The organism is Sporosarcina sp. HYO08 (assembly GCF_001563475.1).
GTDB lineage: Bacteria > Bacillota > Bacilli > Bacillales_A > Planococcaceae > Sporosarcina.
In genome coordinates, this window is record NZ_LPUT01000028.1 from 142,674 (window position 1) to 157,867 (window position 15,194).

16 protein-coding genes are annotated in these 15,194 nt (G+C 42.7%); 12 read left to right on the forward strand and 4 right to left on the reverse strand.

Features of this window, described 5'->3' with window-relative positions; translation table 11 throughout:
* Nucleotides 1–3: 3 nt before the first annotated feature.
* The 6 genes from lpdA (at nucleotide 4) to AU377_RS12110 (ending at nucleotide 7,694) form a co-directional block, all read left to right on the forward strand.
* Nucleotides 4–1,416, forward strand: coding sequence for a dihydrolipoyl dehydrogenase (gene lpdA, locus AU377_RS12085; protein WP_067408020.1), 1,413 nt, complete (start codon nucleotides 4–6; stop codon nucleotides 1,414–1,416).
* A gap of 258 nt (nucleotides 1,417–1,674) precedes the next feature.
* A complete protein-coding gene (gene hutU / locus AU377_RS12090; RefSeq protein WP_067408021.1) occupies nucleotides 1,675–3,354 on the forward strand; it encodes a urocanate hydratase in 1,680 nt (559 codons plus the stop codon).
* Entirely contained in the window at nucleotides 3,351–4,610 is a 1,260-nt protein-coding gene (gene hutI / locus AU377_RS12095) for an imidazolonepropionase (RefSeq protein ID WP_067408022.1), read from the forward strand. Before hutU ends, hutI begins: the two co-directional genes overlap by 4 nt.
* Nucleotides 4,611–4,771: 161 nt before the next feature.
* On the forward strand, nucleotides 4,772–6,244 hold the full coding sequence (locus AU377_RS12100; protein ID WP_067408023.1) for a helix-turn-helix domain-containing protein: 1,473 nt from the start codon (nucleotides 4,772–4,774) through the stop codon (nucleotides 6,242–6,244).
* A gap of 195 nt (nucleotides 6,245–6,439) precedes the next feature.
* Nucleotides 6,440–7,402, forward strand: coding sequence for a nitronate monooxygenase family protein (locus tag AU377_RS12105; RefSeq protein ID WP_067408024.1), 963 nt, complete (start codon nucleotides 6,440–6,442; stop codon nucleotides 7,400–7,402).
* Between the two features lie 13 nt (nucleotides 7,403–7,415).
* The gene (locus tag AU377_RS12110; protein ID WP_067408025.1) at nucleotides 7,416–7,694 is read left to right on the forward strand and encodes a UPF0223 family protein; all 279 of its coding nucleotides are present in this window, start codon (nucleotides 7,416–7,418) and stop codon (nucleotides 7,692–7,694) included.
* 172 nt (nucleotides 7,695–7,866) lie between these two features.
* Here AU377_RS12110 and AU377_RS12115 read toward each other — a convergent pair whose 3' ends face one another.
* Nucleotides 7,867–8,493: a YktB family protein gene (locus AU377_RS12115; protein WP_067408026.1), complete on the reverse strand. Its 627-nt coding sequence runs from the start codon at nucleotides 8,491–8,493 to the stop codon at nucleotides 7,867–7,869.
* 156 nt (nucleotides 8,494–8,649) lie between these two features.
* On the opposite strand from AU377_RS12115, the gene AU377_RS12120 reads away from it, so the two are divergent.
* Both AU377_RS12120 and AU377_RS12125 read left to right on the forward strand, forming a co-directional pair.
* The gene (locus tag AU377_RS12120; protein ID WP_067408027.1) at nucleotides 8,650–8,847 is read left to right on the forward strand and encodes a hypothetical protein; all 198 of its coding nucleotides are present in this window, start codon (nucleotides 8,650–8,652) and stop codon (nucleotides 8,845–8,847) included.
* Between the two features lie 143 nt (nucleotides 8,848–8,990).
* Nucleotides 8,991–9,782 (forward strand): inositol monophosphatase family protein, encoded by a 792-nt coding sequence (locus tag AU377_RS12125; RefSeq protein WP_067408028.1) that lies wholly within the window; start codon nucleotides 8,991–8,993, stop codon nucleotides 9,780–9,782.
* Nucleotides 9,783–9,854: 72 nt separating this feature from the next.
* Here the strand turns inward: AU377_RS12125 and AU377_RS12130 are convergent, their stop codons facing one another.
* The gene (locus AU377_RS12130; RefSeq protein WP_067408029.1) at nucleotides 9,855–10,040 is read right to left on the reverse strand and encodes a DUF5325 family protein; all 186 of its coding nucleotides are present in this window, start codon (nucleotides 10,038–10,040) and stop codon (nucleotides 9,855–9,857) included.
* A 116-nt stretch (nucleotides 10,041–10,156) separates the two neighbouring features.
* Between AU377_RS12130 and typA the strand changes: the two genes are divergently transcribed.
* Nucleotides 10,157–12,001 carry a translational GTPase TypA gene (typA, locus tag AU377_RS12135; protein WP_067408030.1) on the forward strand — a complete coding sequence of 615 codons (1,845 nt, stop codon included), beginning with the start codon at nucleotides 10,157–10,159 and terminating at the stop codon, nucleotides 11,999–12,001.
* Nucleotides 12,002–12,178: 177 nt separating this feature from the next.
* On the forward strand, nucleotides 12,179–12,517 hold the full coding sequence (locus tag AU377_RS12140; protein ID WP_253724479.1) for a YlaH-like family protein: 339 nt from the start codon (nucleotides 12,179–12,181) through the stop codon (nucleotides 12,515–12,517).
* Nucleotides 12,518–12,542: 25 nt separating this feature from the next.
* Here AU377_RS12140 and AU377_RS12145 read toward each other — a convergent pair whose 3' ends face one another.
* Together AU377_RS12145 and AU377_RS12150 are read right to left on the reverse strand one after the other, a co-directional pair.
* On the reverse strand, nucleotides 12,543–12,746 hold the full coding sequence (locus AU377_RS12145) for a YlaI family protein (protein WP_067408031.1): 204 nt from the start codon (nucleotides 12,744–12,746) through the stop codon (nucleotides 12,543–12,545).
* Nucleotides 12,747–12,758: 12 nt separating this feature from the next.
* Nucleotides 12,759–13,259, reverse strand: a complete 501-nt coding sequence (locus tag AU377_RS12150) for a hypothetical protein (RefSeq protein WP_067408032.1) — start codon at nucleotides 13,257–13,259, stop codon at nucleotides 12,759–12,761.
* Between the two features lie 287 nt (nucleotides 13,260–13,546).
* On the opposite strand from AU377_RS12150, the gene AU377_RS12155 reads away from it, so the two are divergent.
* Both AU377_RS12155 and AU377_RS12160 read left to right on the forward strand, forming a co-directional pair.
* Complete coding sequence (locus tag AU377_RS12155; RefSeq protein WP_067408033.1) at nucleotides 13,547–13,828, forward strand: YlaN family protein; 282 nt, start codon at nucleotides 13,547–13,549, stop codon at nucleotides 13,826–13,828.
* A gap of 190 nt (nucleotides 13,829–14,018) precedes the next feature.
* The gene (locus AU377_RS12160; RefSeq protein WP_067408034.1) at nucleotides 14,019–15,185 is read left to right on the forward strand and encodes an FtsW/RodA/SpoVE family cell cycle protein; all 1,167 of its coding nucleotides are present in this window, start codon (nucleotides 14,019–14,021) and stop codon (nucleotides 15,183–15,185) included.
* Nucleotides 15,186–15,194: the final 9 nt, after the last annotated feature.

A 15,194-nucleotide genomic window follows, 5' to 3' on the forward strand; every position in this document is an offset into this window, starting at 1 on the left:
GAAATGGTAGTAGGCGATTTTCCAATAGAAGTAGATACGCTCGTCGTAGGATCCGGTCCTGGAGGCTACGTAGCTGCAATCCGTGCTGCACAATTAGGTCAGAAAGTAACAATTGTTGAAAAAAATACACTAGGCGGTGTGTGCTTAAACGTAGGATGTATTCCTTCTAAAGCGCTAATCGCTGTTGGGCATCGCTATGCATCTGCAAAAGAATCAGATGCAATGGGAATTACAGCAACTGACGTTAAGCTAGATTTTTCCAAGGCGCAAGCATTTAAAGACGGCGTTGTGAAAAAGTTAACAGGCGGTGTTGAAGGGCTGTTAAAAGGCAATAAAGTCGACATCGTTAAAGGTGAAGCGTATTTTGTAGATAGTGAAACTGTTCGTGTAATGGATGAAACTTCTGCACAAACGTATAAATTCAAAAATGCGATTATCGCAACAGGCTCACGTCCAGTTGAAATTCCAACTTTCAAGTTTTCAAAACGTGTTCTTAGTTCAACGGGTGCACTCAATCTGCCGGAACTACCAGGCAAGCTCGTTGTAATCGGCGGCGGATATATCGGTACGGAGTTAGGTTCTGCTTATGCGAATCTTGGTTCTGAAGTGACGATTATTGAAGGTGCGGATGACATCCTTGCTGGCTTCGAAAAACAAATGACACAAATGGTTAAGAGAAGTTTGAAGAAAAAAGGCGTCGAAGTTGTCGTGAAAGCATCTGCTAAAGGTGTTGAAGAGACAGAAAACGGTGTAACAGTAACGTACGAAGCAAAAGGCGAAGAAAAGAAAGTAGAAGCAGACTACGTACTTGTTACAGTGGGTCGTCGTCCAAACACAGACGAAATCGGTCTGGAAGAAATGGGCGTTAAATTCTTGGATCGCGGTTTGATCGAAGTTGACGGACAGTGCCGTACAAGCCTTCCAAACGTTTATGCGATTGGTGACATTGTTCCTGGTCCGCAGCTTGCGCATAAAGCTTCCTATGAGGCGAAAATTGCGGCTGAAGCGATTGCCGGGGAAGCGTCCGAAGTAGATTACTTGGCAATTCCAGCAGTTTGCTTTACAGACCCTGAACTTGCAACAGTTGGTTTGAACGAAAAGCAAGCGAAAGATGAAGGTTATGAAGTTGTAGGCGGGAAATTCCCATTTGCTGCAAACGGCAGAGCTTTGTCTCTTGATGCAACAGATGGATTCGTGAAGCTTGTTGCACGTAAAGAAGACGGCCTTCTATTAGGTGCGCAAATTGTTGGTGAAAATGCATCCGATATGATCGCAGAGCTAGGTCTGGCAATTGAGGCTGGCATGACGCTAGAAGATATCGCAATGACCATCCATGCGCACCCAACATTGGGAGAGATCGCGATGGAAGCAGCGGAAGTTGCTTTAGGCAAACCGATTCATATGATGGCAAAATAATAAGGTTGAAAAAGGGCGTCTATCTAGTAATTTGATTACTGGATAGACGTTTTTTTGTGTCCGTTATGAGTAATTGCTAAATGGTGGAAGTCCACTACAGGCTAGGACCATGCACTTGTGATTTTTCTGCGACCAATCATAAAAGATGGTTCGTAAGATAATTTATAGCAAACAAAATATAAAAAAGTCACTATTTCATAAAAATATAACTGAACTTTCTATATATAATGAAATTACAAACAAATAGGAGGCGTTTTTATGAAAACGGTTGCAGGGGCAAAAGTGATTCGCTATAGAGGGACAGAATTGAATACAAAAGGCTGGCAACAAGAAGCAGCGCTGCGTATGTTGATGAATAACTTAGATCCGGAAGTAGCAGAGCACCCGGAAAAACTAGTTGTTTACGGCGGAATCGGAAAAGCTGCAAGGAACTGGGAGAGTTTTGATGCGATTGTAAGATCATTAAAAGAACTGGAAAATGATGAAACGCTACTCATTCAATCGGGTAAACCGGTTGCTGTTTTTAAATCGCATACCGATGCACCGCGTGTTCTCATTGCCAATTCAAATATCGTTCCGGCTTATGCAAACTGGGAGACGTTCCATGAGCTCGATAAAAAAGGGTTGATGATGTATGGACAAATGACAGCGGGAAGCTGGATCTACATCGGTTCACAAGGGATTGTGCAAGGGACATATGAGACTTTTGTGGAGCTAGCAAAAAAGCATTTCAATGGTAGTTTACAAGGAACGATTACGGTAACGGCTGGACTTGGCGGCATGGGCGGCGCACAACCGCTTGCAGTGACGATGGCAGGCGGTGTCTGCATCGGTATCGAGGTGGATGAGACGCGGATTGACCGCCGCATTGAAACACGCTATACAGATGTGAAAACAGATTCATTGGATGAGGCGATCCGTTTGGCAGAAGAAGCGAAAAAAGAAGGTAAAGCTCTATCCATCGGATTATTAGGGAATGCATCTGATATATTACCTGAAATGATTGCCCGGAACTTCATTCCAGATGTACTGACAGATCAAACTTCGGCACATGATCCGTTAAACGGTTACATCCCTTCAAAAATGTCATTAGAAGACGCTGAAACACTTCGTACGAATGATCCCGATGGCTATGTAAAACTGTCCAAAGCATCGATGGCTACACATGTCCGGGCAATGCTTGAAATGATGGATAAAGGAGCCATTACATTTGACTATGGCAATAACATCCGACAAGTCGCGAAAGATGAAGGCGTTCAAAATGCATTCGATTTCCCGGGGTTTGTCCCTGCTTATATCCGTCCGCAATTTTGCGAAGGGAAAGGTCCTTTCCGTTGGGTGGCGTTATCAGGTGATCCGGAAGATATTTATAAATTAGATGAAGCAATTTTACGTGAGTTCAGCTATAACGAACATCTTTGCAACTGGATTCGTATGGCGCAAGGAAAAATCGAATTTCAAGGACTTCCATCCCGCATCTGTTGGTTCGGTTACGGGGAACGTGCGCGCTTTGGGAAAATTATCAATGATATGGTGGCGAGCGGTGAATTAAGTGCGCCCATTGTTATTGGGCGCGACCACCTTGATTCAGGTTCTGTTGCTTCTCCGAACCGTGAAACAGAAGCGATGAAAGACGGATCGGATGTCGTTGCGGATTGGCCGATCTTGAATGCCATGATCAATGCAGTGGGCGGTGCGACTTGGGTTTCCTTACATCACGGGGGAGGCGTCGGAATGGGCTATTCTATTCATTCCGGGGTGGTCATCGTAGCGGATGGAACGAAAGAGGCGGAAATTCGACTTCAGCGCGTATTGACAACAGATCCAGGAATGGGGATCGCGCGTCATGCGGATGCCGGCTATGAAATAGCAGAACGAACGGCACGTGAAAAAGGGGTTCACATTCCAATGTTGGCTAAAGGAAATGATCAACAATGACGAAACCGCTTTGGATTAAACACGCAACCCAGTTGGCGACACTTGCATCTTCCGGGAAAGGACCTCGCTCAAAAGAAGCGATGTCCGATCTTGGCTTAGTAGAAGATGGTAGCTTATGGATTGAAGACGGTATGATTCAATCGGTTGGAACGACAGCAGACCTTGAAAACCGTTATGCAGAACGGTTGCATGAGGCAGAGGTCGTGGATGCAACGGGTCATCTTGTTACTCCCGGGTTGGTAGACCCCCATACACATGTAGTATACGGAGGCAGCCGTGAACGTGAATTTGAGATGCGGCTTGAAGGGGCTACATATATGGAAATTATGAATGCCGGCGGTGGCATTCATGCCACAACGAGAATGACGCGTGGGGCATCGGAAGAAGAATTGATGGAGCAAACAACGAGGCGTCTCGATTTGTTCTTGGCACATGGCGTTACTACGATCGAAGGAAAAAGCGGCTATGGCATGGATTTGGAAACGGAGTTGAAGCAACTTCGGGTCATGAAGGCCTTGCAAGAAACACATGCCATCGATATTGTGCCGACATTTATGGGGGCGCATGCCATCCCGGTTGAATACAAAGGGCGGGAAGATGAATTTGTTGATTTATTAACCGATGAAATGCTGCCTGTAGTTGCCAAGGAAGAGCTTGCTGTCTTTAATGATGTTTTTTGTGAAAAAGGAGTCTATACACCTGAACAATCAGAGCGTGTATTGGAAGCGGGCAAGCGTTTGGGACTGATTCCGAAAATCCATGCCGATGAAATTGAATCATACGGCGGGGCAGAGCTCGCAGCAAAGGTCGGTGCCATTTCAGCGGAGCATTTACTAAAAGCTTCCGATGAAGGGATCAAGGCAATGGCGAAAGCAGGCACAATTGCTTGCCTGCTTCCGGCCACTGCGCTGTATTTGCGTGAACAAGCAGCGGCCGGACGGAAAATGATAGATGAAGGCGTTGCTGTCGCCATTTCTACGGACTGTAATCCAGGTTCATCACCAACGACGTCCATGCCGCTTGTTATGAACTTGGCCTGTATTTCGATGCGACTGACGCCGGCTGAAGCATTGACCGCAGCAACATACAATGCAGCTTGTGCAATTAAGTGCGAAGACAAAGTAGGCTCGCTTGAAGTGGGGAAACAGGCGGATATCGTCCTATGGAATGCGAAAAATTATCAAGAAATCCAATATTTCTTTGGTGTTAATCATGTGAAGTCTGTGTGGAAAAAAGGCGTGCAGGTAGTGGGATGATGAAACAGCGGCGTGCTGTTTGTTAAAGGGGAAACCGTGAAAATGGTTTCCCCTATTTTAGTACGTGTTGGTATACAATAAAAGTAGTGACTGATAGAAACGGTTCGATTGAATACGTAGCTGAATCAAGTTAAATACTTCGTAAAAGTGATGTGATTGACTTGCAAATCCATTTGGTGGCAAAGGATAGGCTGGAAGCGGAAGGAATCCGGTGGATTGTTGAGACTCATTTGTCTGGTGTGGTGATGACGACGTTTGCTTCATTGGAAGAATACGTTCAACAGGTCCAGAAAAATATACCGGACTTACTGCTTTTGGATATGGATGCATGGACAACCCAAAATAAAAACATTGAAGAGCAATTGCAACAAAAGAATATTCGCTGGATAGGAATTTCCTCTGAACGCATTTTTCAAACTGCCTACCGAGGACTGCGCTTTCATGCGGAAGATGTGCTTTTCCGCCCATTTTCCCCAACAGAACTAATTAAGCAAATTCAACAGATCCGCTATCAGTTACGAAATGAACAGCGTCAACACACGATGAGGATGAACAGTGAAGCAACGGTTACTCCCATCGACTATGCCGATCTGTTCTTTTCGGAACGCGTACAAATAGAGCCAATAACGATGGCTGCATTTTTACCGAAACAGTCATCGATGCTTCCTTTAATCTATGATGACTTGAAAAAATTCCCATTTACAAAAACACATCAGTTTTTTGCGCTTACTGATTTTATCCTCTGTGTCCATGACACAAAGGATAAGGATTTTTTCCAAGAAGAATACCGCAAGTTTCTTGGACAATGGAAAGAGCGGGTCGGGGAGCCGTTAGCGATTGTCTATCATGAACTTACAACAGCCCAATCGATCAAGGAAACCTACGAACAAACGAAACAGCGAACGGAAGAAATTTTTTTCGAAGGCTATGATATTATTCTATCGAATGAACAGCAAGTGCAGTGGCTTCCGATGGACCCATTTCTCACGCCGCTCGAACAGCGGGAATGGATTGAAATGTTGGAAAAGCGGGATGCGAAAGAAATTCGTCATTGGGTGGAAAAAGAATTTCTGACTTATAAAAGACCGTATCCCGATCCGGAAATGGTCCGCATTCGCCTAACGAGTGTCCTTGCGCAAATCCGGCGTTATATGAAATCTCACAAACTGCAAACGGATGAATGGGAAGTGGCTTATTATGTAGTTTTCCAACAGATTATCCGAGGTCCAATTATTTACGAAATGGTACAGGAATTGCTTGCGTTTACAATTCGACTCATTTCGGATGAAACCGCCAAATTACATTTGCGGGATGACAAGCAATCCCTCGTAGAAAGGACAAGATCCTTAATTGAAGCAAATTATTGGGATCCCGGGTGGGGCTTGGCAAACTGCGCAGAAGCATTGCGCATTAACAAAAGTACATTGAGTCGCCGATTCGCGGCGGAGTCTGATCAATCATTTCGCATCACGTTGCACCGTATACGTATCGGAGAAGCAAGAAGACTGCTTAAGGAAACAGATCTCTCCATCGAGGAAATATCCCGTTTAGTCGGCTATACTCACCAAAGTTATTTCACTGCCAAATTTAAGCAGTTTGAAAACTGTACGCCGTTCGCCTATCGAATGGGATGAATTGCGGGATGGGGTTGTCTCGGAAGTGCCAGGCTCTTCGTTTGGAGACAGCCGCGTTGTTTTCATGTTTCCCGACATTGTCGGCTGCCTGCTAGCAAAGGCAATATGAATTCGTTAACTATATAATCAAGAGATTATACAGCAGGTTTTAACGATGTGGGTGAAGAAAGAAATAGGGAGCTGGGGGGATGAAGAATGGAATTTCAAACAAGAGTAACTGAATTACTAGGCATCCAATATCCAATTATTCAAGGGGGATTAGCGCATCTTGCATACGCTGAGCTTGCCTCGGCAGTATCTGAAGCAGGCGGGTTAGGGCAAATTACAGCAATGAGCCTAGAGTCACCAGAAGCCTTAAAACTAGAAATTCAGAAGGCGAAAGAAAAGACAGACAAGCCCATTGGCGTTAATTTTGCAATTGGACAACATGGTCGTCCTTTTGAACATATGATGGAAGCTGCACTAGAAGCAGGCGTTAACATTATGTCAGTCACTGGAGGAAATCCCGCACCATTCTTCAAAAGACTTGAAAACACCGATGTCAAGACGCTTGTGCTTGTTGCGGCTAAGAGACAAGCGCAAAAGGCCGAATCTTTGGGTGCTGATGCCGTCATGGTAGTTGGGCATGAAGGCGGCGGGCATTTAGGACGAGATGATGTAGGAACAATGGTTCTTGTGCCTCGAGTCGTAGATGCGGTTAAGATTCCTGTCATTGCATCAGGAGGCATTGGGGATGGCCGTGGGTGGATGGCGGCGCATGCGCTGGGAGCTGAAGGAATTGAGATGGGGACGCGGTTTATCGCGACAGCAGAGTGTGTTCATGCCTCGAAAGCCTATAAAGATGCTCTCTTAGCAAGCAGCGAAACGGATACAACCATTATTAAAAGAACGATTGGCGCACCTGCGCGCGTTTTGACAGGCAGTTGGGTAGATCAAATTCTAGCGCTTGAGGAAAAAGGTGTAGGGTATGAAGGGTTAAAAGATTTTATAAGCGGTCAAGCAAATTGTCGTTTTATTTACGATGGGGATGCCGAGAATGGCTTTGGATGGGCAGGGCAAGTGGCGGGACTGATTCAAGACGTTCCGTCCGTCGCTAAGCTATTTGAACGAATGGTCAAGGAAGCGATCGCCATTCGAAATAACTGGAATTTTAAATAAGGGAGTTTAAGACATGGAATATAATTATCCACTTCGATACGATTGGTCGACAGATGAAATGATTCAAGTCGTTTCTTTTTTCGAAGCTGTTGAAAAAGCGTACGAATCAAGTGTTGAACGAAATCAATTGATGGATGCGTATCGCAATTTTAAAAAAGTTGTACCATCGATGGCAGAGGAAAAAACACTCTTTAAAGAATTTGAGCAGGTGAGCGGCTATGGAAGTTATCCTGTCGTAAAGGCTGCAAAAGCCGGTAAAGATGGGGATAGGATACAAGGCGTACAGCGTTAAGCTGTATGCCTTAGCCAGGTGACAAACGCTCGGGCTCGCAGGATGCGACGAACTTAGGCTGCCTTCCTTGGCACAAGCGTTTTCAATCAGGCTGAGGGGGTTTTAGTAACATATTTCCGCCTTTTACTTCCATTTCTTTAATCACTCACAGGCTACAATTCTCCATTTGAAGTCATTTTCCAATGACAACATCGTATACTGTAAGTAAACGATCGAAAGTCTCTTCTACAAAGCTAAAAAACTGCTCGTTTGTCAGTGAGGCGGCTTTGTCGCGCGCTAAGTGGCGACCTACGAGAAATTCTGCTTTTTTAACTGTTTGCAAACGGCAAAGCAAATTTTCCAATCCTTGTTCTCCGATTTCTTGGATGATTTCCGCCTCCGGTTTCATGTGATCGCCAGAGACAATATATGTTTCCGGCAGCGTTGTTAGCACTTCCATCCTCTTCAGCAATCTTTCCGCTATCTCAGGTTTATTTGGATTTTCATAAATGATCGCTAAAATAATGAATAAATGTGTGTTCCAAAGCCCAATCTGGAAATGAGGCATCGCTTTATAACCCCGCTTCGCTGGAGAGAAAGCAACCCAACTATCATTTGGCGGATTTACTGTCCTTCTTGCATGTTTGGCGATATGTGGAAAAAACTCATCCGTTCCATGTGAAGATAATTGAAGTGAAAAATGCTCACCTAAAGTAGCAAATTTCGGTTGAACCAAACGTTGAAGGGCACTCATTCGATTTTCGAGTCCGGGAATCGAAAAAACATCAAAATCTTCACTGTTCCAAAAATTAATATCCATTTGAATCCCCCTATTGGCAAAGATACGTTTATCGTAACAGAAAAAGGGGAATAATTTCAGTAAGGATGGCTAATAACTAGTTCTAAGTATTAGTGTAGCATAACTTATTAATAAGTAACTGAAAATTGACGTTATTCAATAAAAGGGGTGTTTCCTATGAAACAAGTTGTACATGTAATTCGTAAAACAGACGTGGAAAAGGAATATGTGAAGATGCTAAATCTTGAACTTGATTATGAATTGGCAACCCTGTATGATGCGATCCAACAAGAAGACGAAGAACAAATGATGAAAAGCAAAAAAAGACTTATGGAAATCCGCCACGAGTTGGAAGTTTTAAATGGTTTCGCGTAAACCATGCTGCTTGTCAAAAGAGGCATTCGTGCACCTTTCTCGGAAGAGAATGTGCAACGGAATGCCTTTTTGTTATGCTATAATGTAGGTTAAGTCCTTTCTTTGAAGTTGAAAATATTTTGACTGGAAGAGGTGGAAGTGCCATGAACTGGGGAATTATTGACCGCTATGCAAAATCGCTTATTAAAGAAGCCGGGCATAAAATACGTGTATCTTTTTTCAGTCACATTGATATCGATTCGAAAGCACATGCGAATGACTTGGTGACGAATATTGATCGGGATATCGAGCGGTTTTTTGTTAAACGGATTGGCCGTGATTTTCCTGATCATAAAATTTTGGGTGAGGAAGGGTACGGCAGTGAACTTGAGTCTTTAAAAGGAATTGTATGGATACTTGATCCGATTGACGGGACGATGAATTTTGTTCATCAAAAACGAAACTTTGCCATCTCACTAGGGATTTATGCCGATGGGATTGGCATGCTTGGGTACATATATGATGTCATGCGGGATGATTTTTATCACGCGGCTAAAGGAGAAGGCGCTTATTTCAATGATGAACGGTTACCTACATTGGAAACGACTCCGCTTCGTGAAGCGATAATTGGTATTAATGCAAGCTGGGTTGCCCCTAATCGATATGTAGAGCATGAGCCAATAATAGAATTGGTGAAATCTTGTAGAGGGACGAGATCTTATGGATCAGCAGCCATTGAACTTGCCTATGTTTCCTCGGGGAAAATTGATGCTTATCTGTCCATGAGGCTATCGCCGTGGGATATTGCAGGCGGAATGATTATTGCTCAAGAAGTTGGCGCACTCACTACGACTATGAAAGGCGAAAAGCCGCGTCTGCTTGGACAAGAAACCTTTATCGTCGCTAGACCTGGTCTGCATAAAGAAATAATGGAAAAGTATATCTGCTTAAAATAATAGGGACTATTCGATCGTTGTAAAACAGATCGAATAGTCCTTTTAGAAATTTTGGGTACACTAATCTGGACGTTATAATAATCCTTGCTCACGCATATTCTTTTTCGTCTTAAAGCCGTTGCCCATAATGAACATAAGTGCAAAAAATGCGATGAATGCGAATAAGAAGCTGCGCATCGCAACAGCGATCCCAATTGCAGACATGGCAGCAATTGCGGCAATGGAGTAAAAAACGAAAACCCATTTTACGTTTTTCAAAAAAACACCCTCCATTTTTTATTTATCAAATTATCGAGAAAATAATTTTGCATTGAAAGCCTATGTGCTATAATAACACAGTTAACCATCCGAAAAAAGACTAATGGAGTGAAACGATGTTAAAAGAACGTGAAGATTTACGTAATATTGCAATTATCGCACACGTTGACCACGGAAAAACAACACTTGTCGACCAGCTTTTAAAACAATCAGGGATTTTCCGGTCGAATGAGCAAGTCGATGACCGGGCAATGGACTCGAATGATATTGAACGTGAACGTGGAATTACAATTTTAGCAAAGAATACTGCGGTGCATTATAAAGAAACAAAAATCAACATATTAGACACGCCGGGACATGCCGACTTTGGCGGTGAAGTCGAGCGGATTTTAAAAATGGTAGATGGTGTCGTGCTTGTTGTTGATGCCTATGAGGGGTGTATGCCGCAAACCCGCTTCGTTTTGAAAAAAGCGCTTGAAGAAAATATAAAACCGATCGTCGTTGTCAATAAAATAGACCGGGATTTTGCGCGTCCGACAGAAGTTGTTGATGAAGTGCTTGAATTATTTATTGAACTGGATGCGAATGATGAGCAACTTGAATTTCCAGTTGTTTATGCATCCGGATTCAATGGAACGGCAAGTCTTTCCCCGGATCCAGAAACGCAAGAAGAAACGCTTAGAGTTCTATATGATTCCATTATTGAACATATTCCCGCGCCAATAGACAATCGAGAGGAGCCGCTGCAATTCCAAGTCTCGTTACTCGACTACAACGACTACGTTGGCCGTATTGGGATCGGACGGATTTTCCGTGGAACGATGAAAGTCGGACAGCATGTTTCCGTTTTAAAACGGGACGGGTCGATCAAAAATTTCAGAGTAACAAAAATGGCTGGATTTTTAGGATTGAAGCGTGTCGAGATTGAAGAAGCATTTGCTGGAGATCTTGTCGCCGTTTCCGGAATGGAAGCGATAGATGTTGGTGAAACGATTTGTCCGGTAGATCATCCAGAAGCACTTCCGGCACTGCATATTGATGAACCTACACTTCAAATGACGTTTCTTGTCAATAATAGTCCATTTGCAGGGAAAGAAGGTAAATGGGTGACAGCAAGAAAAATTGAAGAACGCCTAGAAGCTGAGTTGGAAACGGACGTTTCACTGCGAGTTGAACCGACCGATTCTCCAGACGCCTGGGTTGTTTCGGGACGCGGTGAACTGCATCTTTCCATTCTGATCGAAAACATGAGACGCGAAGGATATGAACTGCAAGTATCAAAACCAGAAGTCATTATCCGTGAGATTGATGGTGTCAAATGTGAACCATATGAGCGTGTTCAGATCGATACACCTGAAGCATACACAGGCGCTGTCATTGAATCGCTTGGTGCACGAAAAGGCGAAATGCTTGATATGATTAATAATGGAAATGGACAAGTTCGTCTTGTTTTCCAAGTGCCGGCACGTGGATTAATTGGTTATACAACGGAATTTTTAACAATGACACATGGTTACGGAATTTTGAATCACACGTTCGACACGTATAAACCAATCGTGCACGGAAAAGTTGGCGGCCGGCGTAATGGCGTGCTTGTGTCAATGGAAAATGGCGCTGTGACTCCGTATAGTATCTCGCAACTAGAAGATCGAGGTACGATGTTTGTCGAAGCCGGAACACCTATTTATGCAGGAATGATCGTTGGTGAAAATACACGGGACACTGACCTAACGATTAACTTAACACGTGCAAAACAAGCCACAAATGTTCGTTCGGCGACGAAAGATCAAACGGTCACAACTAAAAAGCCACGTATCATGTCATTAGAAGAAGCACTGCAATATTTGGATGACGATGAATACTGCGAAGTTACACCAGAATCGATTCGACTTCGTAAAAAAGTTCTGGATAAAAATGAACGCGAGCGAATTCAGAAAAAGAAAAAACTTGCCGAATCTTAAGTTGGCTAACAAAAAGGCCAAATGAATACCTACAATTAATAAAGGCAGCATTGTGTCGAAATTCGAACAATGCTGCTTTTATTAAAGCGAATGAAACATTTTGAATGCAGCAGTATGTTAATATGGTATAAGTATTTCGCTTCTATGTAGTGAGGTTAAGAAAGGAATGTATATGGAATGAAAGTAGAGGATACAGAGTTCGTTTTTGGCAGAATGTCTGGGATTGCGCGCTTTATTTATGAAGTGATGCCTTCCTATACAATTGCGGGCTATATCTTGTTTGGTCTCGTTCTTCTGATGTCTGCGATCGTTTACAAACTAGGTTTTGCGAAAAAGCTTCATCCTCTTCAAAGCCTTGTCATTTATATATTTTTGTTTTTCGGCTGTCTCGTTTTAACTTTCCTCGCCTTTTTCCTGCCAATTGTAGAAGGACTTATTGTAGCAGCACTTATTTTGATCATCTACCGTGTTCGAAGGTTAAAAGAATACAAAGGGGAAAACGACCCGGTTGCGTAAGGCAACCGAGTCGTTTTTTACTTCGTTAAAAATCCTCTTCCGTTGGATGTGAGCTGCGTCTGAATATAAAATTGCCGGTGGCGATTCGTGCGATTGTTTTTTCAGTAATGCGATCATGGCACTGCTCACACATATAAGTATGAATCGGACGATTTCTTAGTTTCTTTGCAAGCGGAGCGTGGTCGGGTAGCTGACCTACTTGTTCGCAAATGACGCATTTCACACGCATAAAAATCTCTCCTTATTCAACTCGGATTGCCATTATATTTCGAATGGGATGGTCTTGATTGGAACCGTCTTTTAAGAGTAAATGAACAGGTCCGTCATCAACTAGCGGTTTTCCTTCCTGACTAAATTTAAAAATGATCTCTTCTCTTTGATCATAAGGAAAACGATGCTCTTTGCCCTCCGATGTTTCAAAAACTAATGTTTTCGCATGTTCATCCGGTTCTGCAATTTTTAAGAAATTATGTAGAAAAATCCCGAAAGTTCCCGTTAACATTTTTGTTTTCTCGTAAATCTTTTCTGTTTTCAATGTCGGCGGGAAAGTAGCGCCTTCCATTATTTCACGGGACCAGTGACTGCCCATGTCTTTTTTATATTCTTCTATTTCATCGACTTCGCTACGTAGCTCCGAAAAGTACGTATTTAAGTCAATTCGACGATCATCAAAAATCCAGACGGTCGGATCGAGTGTGATTGAATAACGCACATTGCCTTTGATCGGTATAATTGTTTCCAAATGATGTTACCCCCATATAAAAGGTTCTATGTTCATAAAGAACACGAATGCTAATCAAAATCTGTGGCATCGGCCGGAGGCTTTACTTACCCCGGAAAATGTATTTGTCAAGGTAAGTAAAAATGCCATTTCTCCTAGTATAGCGTTTTCAGCCGTTTGGGAAAAGTTTTTCTTCTTAAGAGCAAATGTGAAGAAAGGGAAAAGCTTGCATTTTTTCCTATCAAAAGATACAATTTATTCAACAAATGTATCAATCAAGCGATAAAAGGTTGGTGGGGGGCGTCCTCATGGATATAGAATTGCAAGAAACCTATCAAGAAAAGGCATTGAAGCAGCTTCAGGCTGATGCTGATAAGATTGCTCAACTGATTAAAGTGCAAATGGATCATTTGACGATGCCGCAATGCCCACTTTATGAAGAAGTGTTAGATACACAAATGTACGGGCTGTCCCGTGAAATTGATTTTGCTGTAAAACTTGGACTAATTGAGCGTGCGAAAGGAAATGAGATTCTTTCCTTGCTAGAAAAAGAAATGAACGTCTTACACGAATTATATACGAGGGAATAAGCTGAAAACTCAAACTGACAAAAAGGTTTGAGTTTTTTGTTTAACTTGTTGCGGTTGAAAAAACAAGCGCCTCAAAACGAGCAGTTCGATAAATGAACTTTATAGGAAGAAAAATCAACATTTTATAGCAGTAAAACTTATATATAATAGTAGAACTTATAAAAGTAAGATTAAAAATGGGGTTTGAATTATGAAGAATTATGCTAAAAGAATCTTGCGCTATTTTGACTTTCCACTTTTCTTTGTCTATTTAGTCCTTTGTCTTTTTGGGCTTGTTATGATTTATAGCGCGAGTATGGGAACCGCTGTCAATCTTTATAAGGGAGAGGCAAACTTGTTCTTTCGTAAACAAATAGTCAATCTTTGTTTAGCCTTACCTGCCTTTTTTTTGGCAGCTTTCTTTCCCTATAAAAATTATAAGAGAAAAGTAATTATGGTGACGATGGTCACGATCATGTTTGTTTTGCTGCCACTTGTCCATATTATTGGGACAGGAGATCATGTAGGGGCAAATAGTTGGATTAACACACCTTTCGGAAGTTTGCAGCCATCCGAGGTGGCAAAGCTTGTAATGATCGTCTATTTCTCAAGTGTTTTCGCGAAAAAATATGAGTCGGGCATGATCGACAGCATAAACAAATCAATTGGACCGCCAATGACCATTCTTGCAATTGTCATCGGATCGATTATGTTGGAAACCGATATAGGTACATCATTCATTATTGTCATGACGGCATTATGTGTCATGGCGGCAAGTGGTATTAAGGCAAAAACCTTTGCGAAATTAAGCGGATTTGTTGCGATCTTCATGATTCCGGTGGCGATTATTATCTACTACTTTGTGTGGGACAAAGTCATGACGCAGAGTAGAGTAGGACGATTGCTATCATTCCTAAATCCTTTTGATTATGTACAAGGCTCGGGTTATCAAATTGCCAATGGGTATATCGCGATTGGTGCTGGCGGTGTTAAGGGGCTGGGGCTTGGCAACTCCGTTCAAAAAATGGGTTATTTACCGGAACCGCATACCGATGTCATTATGGCGGTTATTTCTGAAGAGTTAGGCGTATTAGGGACCTCTATTGTCATAGGGGGATTAGGTTTTATCGTTTTAAGGGCATTTGTTATTGCTTTGAGGGCAAAAGATCCCCATGCCCGCATGTTAGCGGCAGGAATTGGCAGTGTAATTGGAATTCAAACATTTGTGAATTTGGGCGGCCTAACAGGGTTGATACCGCTTACAGGGGTACCCCTGCCGTTTATTAGCTATGGCGGAACTTCAGTTATTCTGTTATCTTTGTCTTTAGGAATATTGATGAATGTATCAATGTTCGTGAAATATGAAAAAAACAAATAGAGAAGGAAG

Bases quoted from the DNA above. Each gene is read 5' to 3' on its own strand.
- lpdA (WP_067408020.1), top strand. From the start codon at position 4: ATGGTAGTAGGCGATTTTCCAATAGAAGTAGATACGCTCGTCGTAGGA.
- hutU (WP_067408021.1), top strand. From the start codon at position 1,675: ATGAAAACGGTTGCAGGGGCAAAAGTGATTCGCTATAGAGGGACAGAA.
- hutI (WP_067408022.1), top strand. From the start codon at position 3,351: ATGACGAAACCGCTTTGGATTAAACACGCAACCCAGTTGGCGACACTT.
- AU377_RS12105 (WP_067408024.1), top strand. From the start codon at position 6,440: ATGGAATTTCAAACAAGAGTAACTGAATTACTAGGCATCCAATATCCA.
- AU377_RS12110 (WP_067408025.1), top strand. From the start codon at position 7,416: ATGGAATATAATTATCCACTTCGATACGATTGGTCGACAGATGAAATG.
- AU377_RS12115 (WP_067408026.1), bottom strand. From the start codon at position 8,493: ATGGATATTAATTTTTGGAACAGTGAAGATTTTGATGTTTTTTCGATT.
- AU377_RS12120 (WP_067408027.1), top strand. From the start codon at position 8,650: ATGAAACAAGTTGTACATGTAATTCGTAAAACAGACGTGGAAAAGGAA.
- AU377_RS12125 (WP_067408028.1), top strand. From the start codon at position 8,991: ATGAACTGGGGAATTATTGACCGCTATGCAAAATCGCTTATTAAAGAA.
- typA (WP_067408030.1), top strand. From the start codon at position 10,157: ATGTTAAAAGAACGTGAAGATTTACGTAATATTGCAATTATCGCACAC.
- AU377_RS12140 (WP_253724479.1), top strand. From the start codon at position 12,179: ATGAAAGTAGAGGATACAGAGTTCGTTTTTGGCAGAATGTCTGGGATT.
- AU377_RS12145 (WP_067408031.1), bottom strand. From the start codon at position 12,746: ATGCGTGTGAAATGCGTCATTTGCGAACAAGTAGGTCAGCTACCCGAC.
- AU377_RS12155 (WP_067408033.1), top strand. From the start codon at position 13,547: ATGGATATAGAATTGCAAGAAACCTATCAAGAAAAGGCATTGAAGCAG.
- AU377_RS12160 (WP_067408034.1), top strand. From the start codon at position 14,019: ATGAAGAATTATGCTAAAAGAATCTTGCGCTATTTTGACTTTCCACTT.